The sequence below is a fragment of the Streptococcus parasanguinis genome, assembly GCF_040908565.1.
GTDB classification, from domain to species: domain Bacteria; phylum Bacillota; class Bacilli; order Lactobacillales; family Streptococcaceae; genus Streptococcus; species Streptococcus parasanguinis_AC.
Genome location: NZ_JBDGEA010000019.1, coordinates 20,449 through 33,694, shown reverse-complemented (window position 1 = coordinate 33,694; position 13,246 = coordinate 20,449). Strand labels below are relative to the sequence as shown.

Annotated in this window: 15 protein-coding genes; all 15 read left to right on the top strand. The window is 39.6% G+C overall.

The window, feature by feature from the left end:
* The first annotated feature begins 1 nt into the window (after nt 1).
* The 15 genes from AB5Y61_RS09090 (at nt 2) to AB5Y61_RS09020 (ending at nt 13,246) form a co-directional block, all read left to right on the top strand.
* Nucleotides 2-142, top strand: coding sequence for a hypothetical protein (locus AB5Y61_RS09090; protein WP_141754472.1), 141 nt, complete (start codon nt 2-4; stop codon nt 140-142).
* Between the two features lie 39 nt (nt 143-181).
* Nucleotides 182-682: a GNAT family N-acetyltransferase gene (locus AB5Y61_RS09085; protein WP_368403916.1), complete on the top strand. Its 501-nt coding sequence runs from the start codon at nt 182-184 to the stop codon at nt 680-682.
* A 9-nt stretch (nt 683-691) separates the two neighbouring features.
* On the top strand, nt 692-1,237 hold the full coding sequence (locus AB5Y61_RS09080; protein WP_009731856.1) for a GNAT family N-acetyltransferase: 546 nt from the start codon (nt 692-694) through the stop codon (nt 1,235-1,237).
* On the top strand, nt 1,203-1,802 hold the full coding sequence (gene nrdG, locus AB5Y61_RS09075) for an anaerobic ribonucleoside-triphosphate reductase activating protein (protein ID WP_368403915.1): 600 nt from the start codon (nt 1,203-1,205) through the stop codon (nt 1,800-1,802). The genes AB5Y61_RS09080 and nrdG overlap by 35 nt, the downstream gene beginning before the upstream one ends.
* Nucleotides 1,803-1,990: 188 nt before the next feature.
* Complete coding sequence (gene cpsA, locus AB5Y61_RS09070) at nt 1,991-3,460, top strand: LCP family glycopolymer transferase CpsA (RefSeq protein ID WP_368403914.1); 1,470 nt, start codon at nt 1,991-1,993, stop codon at nt 3,458-3,460.
* Nucleotides 3,457-4,188 (top strand): capsular polysaccharide biosynthesis protein Cps4B, encoded by a 732-nt coding sequence (cps4B, locus tag AB5Y61_RS09065; protein ID WP_045760016.1) that lies wholly within the window; start codon nt 3,457-3,459, stop codon nt 4,186-4,188. The genes cpsA and cps4B overlap by 4 nt, the downstream gene beginning before the upstream one ends.
* Nucleotides 4,189-4,232: 44 nt before the next feature.
* Nucleotides 4,233-4,928 (top strand): Wzz/FepE/Etk N-terminal domain-containing protein, encoded by a 696-nt coding sequence (locus AB5Y61_RS09060; RefSeq protein ID WP_150906710.1) that lies wholly within the window; start codon nt 4,233-4,235, stop codon nt 4,926-4,928.
* A 12-nt stretch (nt 4,929-4,940) separates the two neighbouring features.
* On the top strand, nt 4,941-5,633 hold the full coding sequence (locus AB5Y61_RS09055) for a tyrosine-protein kinase (RefSeq protein WP_049474176.1): 693 nt from the start codon (nt 4,941-4,943) through the stop codon (nt 5,631-5,633).
* Between the two features lie 19 nt (nt 5,634-5,652).
* Nucleotides 5,653-7,029: a sugar transferase gene (locus AB5Y61_RS09050; RefSeq protein WP_368403913.1), complete on the top strand. Its 1,377-nt coding sequence runs from the start codon at nt 5,653-5,655 to the stop codon at nt 7,027-7,029.
* 38 nt (nt 7,030-7,067) lie between these two features.
* Entirely contained in the window at nt 7,068-8,240 is a 1,173-nt protein-coding gene (gene cps2T, locus AB5Y61_RS09045; protein ID WP_368403912.1) for a beta 1-4 rhamnosyltransferase Cps2T, read from the top strand.
* 2 nt (nt 8,241-8,242) lie between these two features.
* Nucleotides 8,243-9,391: a glycosyltransferase family 4 protein gene (locus AB5Y61_RS09040; RefSeq protein ID WP_368403911.1), complete on the top strand. Its 1,149-nt coding sequence runs from the start codon at nt 8,243-8,245 to the stop codon at nt 9,389-9,391.
* Nucleotide 9,392: 1 nt separating this feature from the next.
* Nucleotides 9,393-10,034, top strand: a complete 642-nt coding sequence (locus AB5Y61_RS09035; protein WP_368403910.1) for a DUF1919 domain-containing protein — start codon at nt 9,393-9,395, stop codon at nt 10,032-10,034.
* Complete coding sequence (locus AB5Y61_RS09030; protein WP_368403909.1) at nt 10,031-11,002, top strand: DUF6625 family protein; 972 nt, start codon at nt 10,031-10,033, stop codon at nt 11,000-11,002. Before AB5Y61_RS09035 ends, AB5Y61_RS09030 begins: the two co-directional genes overlap by 4 nt.
* Nucleotides 10,995-12,065 (top strand): glycosyltransferase family 2 protein, encoded by a 1,071-nt coding sequence (locus AB5Y61_RS09025; protein ID WP_368403908.1) that lies wholly within the window; start codon nt 10,995-10,997, stop codon nt 12,063-12,065. The genes AB5Y61_RS09030 and AB5Y61_RS09025 overlap by 8 nt, the downstream gene beginning before the upstream one ends.
* Before the next feature lie 32 nt (nt 12,066-12,097).
* Nucleotides 12,098-13,246: a hypothetical protein gene (locus tag AB5Y61_RS09020; RefSeq protein WP_049486286.1), complete on the top strand. Its 1,149-nt coding sequence runs from the start codon at nt 12,098-12,100 to the stop codon at nt 13,244-13,246.

Here is a 13,246-nt window from a genome sequence, read left to right as displayed (position 1 = left end):
TATGGGAAAATACCAATTAGATGATAAGGGCAAGGCTCAGGTGCAACGATTCCACGAGAAGCATTCAACAGGTGGAGTCAATAAAAAAGACCGAGTAGCAAGCCTGAGAGAACAATTTTTAAATAAAAATAAGAAAAAGTGAGAGTCCGCTCTCGCTTTTCTCGTATGGGGGGAGGTAAAGATGGAACTACGCAGACCGACTCTAGCAGATAAAGAAACTGTATTAGACATGATGGCAGAGTTTGAAGCGAATCAATCAGCTCACGATGGCGGATTTTGGGATGCTGAGAATTTTGTTTATGAAGAGTGGTTGGAAAGTAATCAGAATCATGAAATGGGGATTAATTTGCCTGAAGGGTGGGTGCCTGATATTCAGTTAGTTGCTTTTTCGAGAGATGGACAAGCCGTAGGGTTTCTCAATCTGAGATTGCGTCTTAGTGACTATTTGCTGGAGGTAGGTGGTCATATTGGCTATAGTATCCGTCCCTCTGCGCGTGGGAAAGGATTGGCAAAAGAGCAACTGCGGCAAGGATTGCAAGTAGCCAAAAGTAAAAATATCAAACGTGCTTTAGTGACTTGTGATAGTGACAATGCTGCCAGTCGAGCAGTGATTCTGACTAATGGCGGAGCTTTAGAGGATGTTCGAGGCGGGAAAGAGCGCTATTGGATTGATTTAAATTGAGGAAAGTTTATGAAGTTACAACGACCAACTTTAGAAGATAAAGACGCGATTTTAGAGATGATTGCTGAGTTCGATGCTGCAAAATCCTATATGCACGGTGGCATGGGCTCCACTTGGAAGCGAGCAAAGGATTTTGCGGATTGGTTACGAATCGTAGAGCAGCAGGAGGATACTGAGAATCTGCCAGAAGGCTGGGTTCCTACCATTCAATTTTTATCCTTTGATGAGACTGGCTACCCTCTGGGCTTTTTAGCCCTGCGCTTGTCCTTGAATGACAAATTATTTGTAGAGGGTGGTCACATTGGCTATTCCATCCGGCCCAGTCAACGCAGAAAGGGCTTGGCTAAGTTGCAGCTAGAGCTAGGACTAGCAGAGGCTCGAAAGCAAGGATTGGAACGAGTACTAATTACCTGTGATGAAGACAACGAAGCCAGTCGTCGCACCATTCTCTCTGCTGGCGGTGTTTACGAAAACACAATCGACAGAAGTCAGCGCTACTGGATTGATTTGGAGGATGAAGATGAACAATCCCAAACCTCAAGAATGGAAAAGTAAGGAGCTGAGTAAAGGGCGAATCATTGACTATAAGGCCTTTAACTTTGTGGATGGAGAAGGAGTGCGCAACTCCCTCTACGTAGCAGGTTGCATGTTTCACTGTGAGGGTTGTTACAATGTAGCGACCTGGTCTTTCAATGCTGGTATTCCCTATACCAAGGAGTTAGAAGAGCAGATCATGGCCGATCTGGCCCAACCCTATGTTCAAGGCTTAACCTTGCTAGGGGGAGAGCCTTTTCTTAATACAGGTATTCTTTTACCCCTTGTAAAACGTATTCGGAAAGAATTGCCGGAAAAAGACATTTGGTCTTGGACCGGCTACACTTGGGAAGAAATGATGCTGGAAACGCCAGATAAATTAGAGCTTCTCTCACTGATTGATATTCTGGTCGATGGGCGCTATGATAAGAGTAAACGCAACCTCATGTTGCAATTTCGTGGGTCTTCCAACCAGCGGATTATTGATGTTCAAAAATCATTGAAAGAAGGAAAGGTTGTCATCTGGGACAAGCTCAATGATGGCAAGGAAAGTTTTGAGCAAGTCAAGCGGGGTGATCTTTTGTAGGATCTTCAAAAACCGAGTTTTTCACTCGGTTTTTTTGGATTCTCTGCATAAGTATACAAGGGATTTTTGCTTGTTTTAGAAAGCGCTTACTTTCCGAATGTCCATAACGGACAAAAAAGTGATAATTAATGCATTTTTTGCTAAAAATATGTTACAATAAATATGATTAGGACTAATTGGAGGTATTTATGTCACAAAGGAGACGGAGTCGTCGTTCAGAGCATAAGTGGGGGCAATTGCGAATCGTTAATTCCGTATTGCTTATTTTTTTGCTTATGACCGCGAGTTGGGCGACCTATACCATGTTGGCCAATAACATCTTGGCTTTTCGCTATGTTAATGTTCTCGTGATGGTACTACTAGCTGTTCTCTTGCTCTTGTCAGCTTGGTTTGTGATCAAAAATCAGGCCAAAAAGACAACTTTGGTCCTGCTTCTTGTCGGCTTATTGGCTAGTTCAGGAGTTTTGTTTGCTAGTCAACAGCTGCTAAATCTGACGAGCAATGTCAATGGCCATTCTAACTATACAGAGTTTGAGATGGCTGTCTATGTCAAGAAAGACAGTGACATCAAAGACATCAAAGAAATCAAGGAAGTGGTGGCACCAAAGGGCAACAATAATGAAGCCAATCTCACGGCCCTCTTGGACAATATCAAAAAGACTAAGGGTCAGGAAATTTCTGTAGTGGATGCACCGACTTATCTAGATGCCTATAAGAGCCTGCAAGAAGGGAATGCTTCTGCTATGGTGCTCAACAGTACCTTTGAAGATACTATCGCTACTGAAGATGCCGACTATGCGAAGAAGTTGAAGAAAATCTATTCCTACAAGATTCGAAAAGAAGTTGCAGCGACGAGCAAGGTGTCTGCCAATGCGGATGTCTTTAACATCTATGTCAGCGGGATCGATACCTATGGCCCAGTAACTTCGGTTTCTCGATCAGATGTCAATATCATCATGACCGTCAATCGGAAGACCAAGCAAGTTCTGTTGACAACGACGCCGCGGGATGCCTATGTACCGATTGCAGATGGTGGTAACAACCAAAATGATAAGTTGACCCATGCGGGGATCTACGGTGTGGATGCTTCCATTCATACCCTTGAGAATCTCTATGATATCAAGCTCAACTATTATGTCCGTCTCAACTTCACCTCCTTCCTCAAGTTGATTGACCTTCTAGGGGGGATCGATGTGGAAAATGACCAAGAATTCACGAGCCTGCACGGGAAGTTCCATTTCCCAGTTGGTAAAGTCCATTTGAATTCAGAGCAAGCGCTTGGTTTTGTCCGAGAACGCTACTCTCTTCAAGGTGGTGACAATGACCGTGGGAAAAACCAAGAAAAAGTCATTGCGGCCATTATCAAAAAATTGACCTCTACCAAGGTCTTGAGCAACTACAACGAGATTATCGGAAACCTCCAAGATTCTGTCCAAACCAATATGCAGTTGCCGACTATGATGAACTTGATCAATACCCAGTTAGAAACGGGTGGTTCTTATGAGGTGACTTCTCAAGCGATCACCGGTCAAGGACGAAATGACTTGCCGTCTTATGCTATGCCTGGATCTAATCTCTATGTTATGGAGTTGGATCAAGCGAGCTTAACCAAGGCTAAGGAAACCATTCAAAAAGTAATGGAAGGAAAAGAAAAATGATTGATATCCACTCGCACATCGTCTTTGATGTGGATGATGGACCAAAGACAAGAGAAGATACGCGTGCCTTATTGGAAGAAAGCTATCGCCAAGGGGTACGGACTATTATCTCCACTTCTCATCGTCGCAAGGGGATGTTTGAAACTCCCGAAGAAAAGATTTCTGAAAATTTTCAAGAAGTAAAAAAGATTGCAGCAGAGGTCGCGCCAGATTTGACCATTCATTACGGGGCAGAGATCTACTTTACCAATGATGTCTTAAAAAAACTGGAAGAAAAGATCATTCCACGTTTGGCTGAGACGCGCTTTGCGCTGATTGAATTCAGCATGGGAACGCCTTACAAGGAGATTCATACGGCCTTGGACCGTTTGCTCCATCTAGGCGTGACACCGGTGGTGGCCCATATCGAGCGCTACAAGTGCTTGGAAAAAAATGAGGAGCGCGTGCAAGAGATGATTGACATGGGCTGCTACATGCAGATCAATAGTTCCAGTGTTCTCAAGCCTCGCCTCTTTGGGGATGAGCAAAAACAACTCAAAAAACGAGCTCGGTACTTCTTAGAAAAAGACTTGGTGCACTTTGTGGCCAGTGATATGCACAATGTGGATAAGCGGCCGCCTTATATGGCAGAAGCCTATCGCTTGATCAAGGAAGAATACGGAGAACAACGAGCACAAGCTCTCTTTGTCAGCAATCAGGAACTCTTGTTAGCGGATGAATTAATCTAACCAGGAAACAGGTGGAGAGATCCACACGAAGGAGTAATTAGGAAATGAACAATCAAGAAAATCAAGCAGTGGAAATTGATGTTTTCGCTATGCTGAAGACCCTATGGAAACGCAAATTTTCGATCGTTTTGGTCGCTCTTGTCTTTGCCATTGCAGCATTTGGCTATAGTGCCTTTTTAGCCAAGAAAGAATACCAAAGTACTAGCCGGATCTACGTGGTCAGTCGTCAAAACCAAGACAACAATGCCTTGACAAACTCTGATTTGCAGGCGGGATCTTACTTGGTTAAAGACTACCGTGAGATCATCCTTTCTCAAAATGTCTTGAGTCAAGCCATCGAAGAATTGAAACTCGATCTGACACCAGCTGAGTTGTCGAAAAAAATCAGTGTATCCGTTCCGACAGATACTCGTATCCTTTCGATCACGGCTAAGGACGGAGATCCAAAAGAAGCAGCCCGCATTGCCAATGGCCTTCGCAATGTAGCGGCTGAAAAGATCATTTCTGTAACCAAGGTGTCAGATGTTACGACCTTGGATGAAGCAGAAGTGCCTCAATCACCTTCTTCACCCAATATTCGACGCAATGTCCTTCTTGGATTTATTGCTGGAGCCGGCTTGATGGTGGTTCTCATGGTCGTAGTAGAAGTCTTGGACGATCGTGTCAAGAGACCAGAAGATATCGAAGAATTGATGGGCTTAACCTTACTTGGTATTGTGCCAGATATTAAGAAACTGTAGACTGGGGATCGCATGAATACGTTAGAAATTTCAAAAAACAAATTACAAGAAATTCGGAAGGCAGAAGAGTACTTTAATGCCCTAGCGACGAATATCCAATTGAGTGGGGTGGACCTGAAAGTCATCGCCATCTCATCTGTCCAAGAAAATGAAGGAAAATCAACCACTTCAACCAACTTGGCTGTTGCCTTTGCGCGTGCGGGTTACAAGACCCTCTTGGTCGACTGTGATATCCGGAACTCTGTCATGACAGGGATTTTCCGTAGTCGTACTAAGATCCAAGGCTTAACGGATTTCTTATCTGGTCGTAGCCAATTGGATCAAATCTTGTATGCGACTGATTTTCCAAACTTGGATATCATCGAGTCTGGACAGGTGGCACCAAACCCAACGGGTCTCTTGCAAAGCAAGAACTTTACTGTGATGATGGATGCACTTCGGGAACACTATGATTATATCATTGTCGATACACCTCCAATTGGAGTTGTGATCGATGCGGCCATTATCGCCCAACGCTGTGATGGAACTGTCTTGATCACAGAATCGGGTGCCAATGGACGCAAGGCTGTCCAAAAGGCCAAGGATCAATTAGAACAAACAGGTACCCCTTTCTTGGGAGTCGTGCTTAATAAATTTAATATTAAAGCTGCTGAGTATGGTTCATATGGTGGATATGGATCTTACGGAGAGTATGGGAAAAAGTAAAGAATAGGATTGAGGGAAAATGGGAGAAGAAAGAATCGAACTGGAAAAACTAAATATTGTTCTCTTTCAAAGTTTAGCGGTCCTATTTTCAGCCTACATTGTGAGTCTTTTCAAGGATGCTGAATACACATCGAAGACGATTGCCATTCTCTATCTCTTACATTTTGTAGCCTTTTACATTAGTAATATTGCCTATCGTTTTTACAGCAGAGGCTATCTAGATGAGCTCTTTCAGGTCTTGAAATACAATGTATTTTTTGCTGTTGGGATCACCTTTACCTCTTTTATGCTCGATGGGGTCTTTTCCATCTCTCGTCGGGGGATGATCTACTTCTTTCTTTTTAATACGTTTTCTGTCTATATTATGGATTTCTTGCTCAAGAGGTACCGGAAGTCTGTTTCACCACGACGGAAAAGTTCGAGAAAGATCTTTTTGATCACTGCGACTAGTCGGATGGAAAAGGTGTTTGATATTCTGCATTCGTCCAACCTCTATCATGGAGAACTAATTGGTGTTACCATTATGGACGATACGGATTTTGCTCATCCGGGGGTAAGGGTGGTGCAACCGGATCAAATGATGAACTTTGTGACCAAGGAAGTGGTGGATGAAGTGTTTATCAATCTGCCAAGTGAGGACTACAATATTAGTGACTTCGTCTCGGAGTTTGAGAGTATGGGGATCGATGTATCGGTCAATCTTAATGCTTTTAATTTTGCTTCCTTGGGCAATAAACGGGTTCGAGAAGTCGGGGGGTTAAGTGTCGTCACTTTCTCAACCAATTTCTACAAGCCGAGTCACGTGTTTGCTAAACGCCTCTTGGACATTGTAGGAGCTCTCTTTGGACTCTTACTTTGTGGACTTGTGAGTATCGTTTTAGTCCCTCTAATCCGTAAGGATGGTGGGCCTGCTTTCTTTGTACAGAAGCGGGTCGGAAAGAACGGACGGTATTTCAACTTCTATAAATTCCGTTCCATGCGAGTGGATGCCGAAGAGATTAAAAAAGACCTCATGGAACAAAATACCATGACGGGTGGCATGTTCAAGATGGAAAATGATCCGCGGGTAACGCCAATTGGACGCTTTATCCGTAAGACCAGTCTCGATGAATTGCCACAATTTTACAATGTTCTGATCGGTGATATGAGTCTGGTTGGGACTCGTCCCCCAACGGTTGACGAATACCAAGAGTATACGCCAGCCCAAAAACGCCGGCTCAGCTTCAAACCAGGGATTACCGGCCTTTGGCAAGTGAGCGGACGCAGTGAGATTACAGACTTTGACGAAGTGGTCAAACTGGATGTTGCGTACATGGATGATTGGACGATTTGGAGAGACATTCAGATCTTGCTCAAGACCGTGAAGGTTGTACTTAGAAAAGAAGGAGCGAAGTAGGAGACTGCCTACTTCGTCCTTTCCATGTTAGGAGAAAAATGACACAATCAATTTATATCGTTGGTTCCAAAGGTATTCCAGCAAAATATGGTGGTTTTGAGACCTTTGTTGAGAAGTTAACCGAATTCCAACAAGACAAAAATATCCAGTATTATGTAGCTTGTATGCGGGAGAATTCAGCAAAATCAGGAATTACTGCAGATACTTTCGAGCATAATGGAGCAATCTGTTACAATATTGACGTCCCTAATATCGGTCCTGCGCGTGCCATTGCTTATGATATTGCGGCTCTCAATAAGGCTATTGAAATCGCAAAAGAAAACAAGGATCAAGCTCCGATCTTCTATGTCTTGGCTTGCCGGATTGGTCCTTTTATCTCAAAAATTAAAAAGAAAATCAAGGCGATCGGTGGGATCCTCATGGTCAATCCAGATGGTCATGAATGGCTTCGCGCCAAGTGGAGTCTCCCAGTCCGTAAGTACTGGAAGTTTTCGGAACAACTCATGGTTAAACACGCCGACCTGTTAATCTGTGATAGCAAGAATATCGAGGCTTATATTCAGAAAGATTACGCTAAGTATCAGCCACAGACGACCTATATTGCCTATGGAACGGATACAAGCAAGTCTGGCCTGAGTAGAGAAGATAAGAAAATACGGACCTGGTTTGCAGGTAAGCAAGTCTCTGAAGGGAGTTACTACCTTGTCGTAGGTCGCTTTGTACCCGAAAACAACTATGAGGCCATGATTCGTGGCTTTATGCAGTCCAATTCCAAAAAAGATTTTGTCCTGATTACTAATGTAGAGCAAAACAAGTTCTATGAACAGTTACGCAAGGATACAGGATTTGATCAAGATCCTCGAGTGAAGTTTGTGGGGACTGTCTATGATCAAGAATTACTTAAATACATTCGTGAGAATGCTTTTGCTTATTTCCATGGTCATGAGGTAGGCGGGACCAATCCATCCCTTCTTGAGGCGCTAGAGTCTACTAAACTCAACCTCTTGTTAGATGTTGGTTTCAACCGAGAAGTCGGTGAAGAGGGGGCTCTTTATTGGAAGAAAGATCAATTGGCACATGTCATTGATCAGGCTGAACAATTGGACGCTCAATCCATCGCAGACCTCAATGAGAAATCAAGTCGACGGATCGCAGAAGCCTTCACTTGGGAAAAGATTGTCACAGACTACGAGAAAGTATTTAAAGGTTAGAAATGCAGAAAATATTATATCTCCACGCTGGTGCCGAAATGTATGGTGCTGACAAGGTGTTGTTGGAGCTTATTAAAGGGTTGGATAAAGAAGCCTTTGAGGCTCATGTCATCTTGCCCAACGATGGCGTCTTAGTGGGTGCATTGGAAGAGGTTGGTGCTAAGGTAAAAGTTATCGATTATCCAATCTTGCGCCGGAAGTATTTTAATCCTAAGGGAATTCTTGAGTATTTTGGCTCTTATAATCGTTATTCAAAGCAAATTGCTCAATATGCTAAGGAGAATGGCATTACCCTTATTCACAACAATACGACTGCGGTACTTGAGGGAATTTATCTCAAACGTAAGTTGAAACTTCCTCTGATTTGGCATGTGCATGAAATTATCGTCAAACCAAAAGCTATTTCTGACTTCATCAACTTTTTGATGGGGCGCTATGCGGATACGATTGTGACAGTTTCAAATGCTGTAGCCAACCACGTCAAGCAGTCTCGCTTTGTAAAAAATGACCAGGTTCAAGTGATTTATAATGGGGTCGACAATGCCGTCTATCATGAAATCGATGCTAGCTCTGTCCGTGACCAATTTGGGATCGCACAGGATGCCTTGGTTATCGGTATGGTTGGTCGAGTGAATGCCTGGAAAGGTCAAGGCGACTTTTTAGAAGCTGTGACGCCAATCTTACAGGCCAATTCAAAAGCAGTAGCTTTTTTAGCAGGTAGTGCATTTGAGGGGGAAGAGTGGCGTGTCGATGAGTTGGAAAAAGCTATTTCAGACTCACCAGCAGCTAGCCAAATCAAACGAATTGACTATTATAGCAAGACGACAGAACTCTATAATATGTTTGATATCTTTGTCTTACCAAGTACCAATCCAGATCCATTACCAACAGTCGTACTAGAAGCCATGGCTTGTGGTAAACCTGTAGTGGGTTACCGTCATGGTGGTGTCTGTGAAATGGTCAAGGAGGGCGAAAACGGTCTTCTTGCCACACCAAATCAACCTGCAGAATTGTCTAAGGCCATCCAAGAATTAGCTGATAACGCTGAGAAGAGAGATCAATTTGGCAAGGCCTCTGTTAAACGCCAAAAAGAACTCTTCTCATTACAAAGTTATATTCGTAATTTCTCAGAACTATATAAGAAGTACTAATATGAACAGTGAAACACTAAAAAATAAATTAAAACCAATCGTTTATCCAATTATTAACTTTATTCCTCGGCGAAGACTCAAGAATAAAAACTTTACGATCATATGCGATAATTGTTGGGCAGGAAAAGTTTATCAAGAATTGGGTTTGCCTTACCAAACTCCATTTGTAGGGATGTTTATCTTTTCACCTGATTACATCAAAATGCTCAAGAATTTAAAATATTATTTGAGCGGAAACATCCCTTTGAAATTTGTTAAGGAATCAAAATATATCAAAGACTTTGATAATGCCTATCCTCTAGCACTTCTTGATGATATTGAACTTCATTTCTTGCATTATGCAGATGAAAAAGAAGCTTCTCAGAAATGGCAACGCCGTTTGGAAAGAATTCATTGGAATAATTTGTATTTCAAGTTCAATGATAATGATGCCTGCACTTATGAGTTGATGAAAGAGTTCGAAGAGCTTCCATACAAGAGTAAGGTTATCTTCTCTTCGAAGAATTATAGTGATTTACCTTCCTTAGTTCATTTCAAATCAGCTGAAAAGCAAGGATACGTTGGCATCGACTTGAAAACGTATCATCGCTATTTTAATGCTGTCACTTGGTTGAATAAGGGGGGAGAGGATCTAACTAAATGAAAAGAATAAGACTTATTATTCCATATTTCGGAAGACTTCCAAAATTTTTCCCTTATTTTTTGTTGACCGCCAAACGTAATCAAAAAATTGATTTCTTAATTTATACGGATCAAAAGGTTGACCAATTTGACATTTTAAATGCTAAAAATATAGAATTTGTAACTCTTTCTTTTGATGAGTTAAGAGAGAAAGTTCAGTCTAAGTTTGATTTTAAAATCTCTCTTAAAACACCTTATAAATTATGTGACTATAAAGTTGCTTATGGGCTTATCTTTGAAGAAGAATTAAAGGGTTATGATTACTGGGGTTTTTGTGACACAGATGTCTTACTAGGTGATATTTATCAATTTCTTGAAGAGCATAGCTTTTTTGAGAATGACTATGCTAGATATGGTCTTTTAGGTCATCTTCAAATTTTTAAGAATTCAAGAGAAGTTAATCGTGTTTTTATGTCTGGGCAAGGTTCATACTATCGATTAGATTATCACAATGTCTATACTAGTGAACAAAATTTTATTTTTGATGAGGCAGAAGGTATCCAAAAGCTTTTTGGAAAAAGTTATTTCAAACAACTGCAAGATAAGTTTTTTGATGATATTGATATTAGTCATTTCTCATTTCGGGAATATGGCGAAAATGAACCGAAACGTTACTATTTTTGGTCAGAGGAAAATGGTTTGGAATCGATAAATTTAATCGATAGTGATATAGTGGTCAAGCGTCCTCTATATGCACATTTCCAAAAGAGGATGATCAAATGTCCTGAGTTTAAATTGGTTGATTCATTTTATGTTATACCAAATCAATTAGTTATTGGAGAGAAAATTTCTAAGCAAGAGCTAGTAGAGGTGACAAGAAATAAATTCTATTGGGAATATATTAAATCAACAATGTTAAAGAAATTTAAAAAAGAAAAATGGACACTAGAATTTATTCGTCATAAATTAAGGATGAAGAGTAATGAATAATATAGATTTGAGTATTATTGTTCCAGTATTTAATGTTGAAGGTTATTTAAAAAGAGCCCTAGATTCCATACTTATGCAATCGTCACCGATCAATTATGAAATTGTGTTAATTGATGACGGTTCAAGTGATAATAGCGGTGCGATTTGCGATGAGTACCAAAATAATTTTTCTAATGTTTGTGCTAGGCATATTGAAAATAACGGAGTGTCAGAAGCTAGAAACCTAGGTATTTCTTTGTCAAGGGGTAATTATTTATTTTTTATGGATCCAGACGACTTCGTATCTGAGGATTTCTTTGAAAAAATATTTCCTAACCTCAATGATAAATGGGATGTTCTTTGTTTTGGCTACAATGAAATTAAAGAAAATAAGGATACTATTTTGTCTTGTCGCCCTCATTTGTATACGCGTTGTGGTCTTCTTGGAAAGAATGAATTTAGAAATGAATTTATAGAGTTATTCAAAACTGATATGATGTATAATGTTTGGTCAAGAATCTATAACAAGTCATTTATTTTAAAACACGATATTAAGTTTCCTAGTAAACCAATAGGAGAGGATACTTCATTCAATTTTCAAGTTTATCTACATTTAGATAACATTCTTTTTATTGAATCGACTCTTTATAATTATATTGCTGGTAGAAGCGGTTCAGCATTGACCAGTTTTCATCCTAGAAGAATCGAAATACAATTAGATGAACTTCAAGAATTGCAAAAATTACTTGAAAAGTTCCAAATAGAAGATGCTTCATTAATTCAAGAAATTAAGACAAAAATTATTGTAAGTGCAGCCTTTCAAATTTCTAATTTAAATGCGCGAAGGAAAGAAAAGATAGAATTACTGCAATCTATTATTACTAATAAAGCTTTTGATCATATTTTTTCAGGAAATAGGAATCAAATGATTGGGTCTTATAAGACCTTATTAAGACAGCGAGATATTTCTTCTTTTCTTAGAAGATTGAGTATTGATCTTCTCACCCAAAAAAAATTTCGGACAGTCATCTTTATTGAAAAAATGAAAATGAATCCAATTTTACGTAAAATTGCTTTTAAATAGGTGTAGCTATTTTATTAAGAGAAAAAGGGATTATGTTAAAAATTAAGTTTGAGAACCTTTTGGTTATTCTAGTATTGACTCTCATTGTTGGGTACGATACTCTTATGACAACAATGTTAAACAGAATAATCCCAAACCTTCCGGTTGTTTTATTAATCTGTTTTTCATTATTATTATGTTTTAGATTTTTGTATATAAAAAAATTCACGTTCTTTTATATCTTAACTGCTATTTTATTACTACTAACAAGTTCTATCGTATTCATGCATACGGGCGGGACTAATTTCCTACTTTATTCATTATTGATTTTGTTATTATATGATGCAGATATTGATGTTATCTTAAAAACATACGTTATTGTGTCAGGAACGATAGTGTTCGGAGTGTTCTTACTTTCAATTCTGGGAGTTATTCCTAATTTACAATTTGCTCAGGTCCGTTCGTCTGGCCTTGTGATTAGAAATTCCTTTGGTTTCATTTATCCAACTGACTTTGCGTCTCACTGTTTTTATTTATTTATTGCTTGGGGATATGTACTACGGAAAAGGTTCATCATACTACGAACCTTGGTAGGTATTAGTTTAGCATTTTTTATCATCAAATTTTGTGATGCTAGGTTAAATGCCCTTTCTGTACTTGTAGCAACTGTCATTTTTATTGTTATGTATGTTACTAAAGAAAGAAAATTTAAAATTTATGGGATCCTACCTTATTTTGCAGCTATATTTTCTTTCTTAATGTTTTACTTATCGTATTTCTTTACCTGGTCTTCTTCATTATTTGTGAGTTTGAACAACTTATTCAGTATGAGGTTATTTTTAGGGAAAAATGCAATAGAGACCTATGGATTACATTTGTTTGGAGCAACCGGGGTTAAGTTTATAGGATATGGCGGCACAACAGAATCAGTATACAGTTATAACTATGTAGATTCCTCTTATATTCAAATGTTATTTTACTACGGAGTTGTTCCTGTAGTATTACTGGTATTGATTTATGTACTTGCATCAAAGAGAATTTATAAACAGGGTATGTTCCTATTCTTAGCTTTATTATCGCTTATTACAATTAATTGTATGATAGAAGCTTTTTGGATAAGACCAGGATATAATATTTTTATTTTTACACTTTTTGCTAGCCTTGTGCCAGTTCAATACAAAATAAAAGATAGAATTGAATGA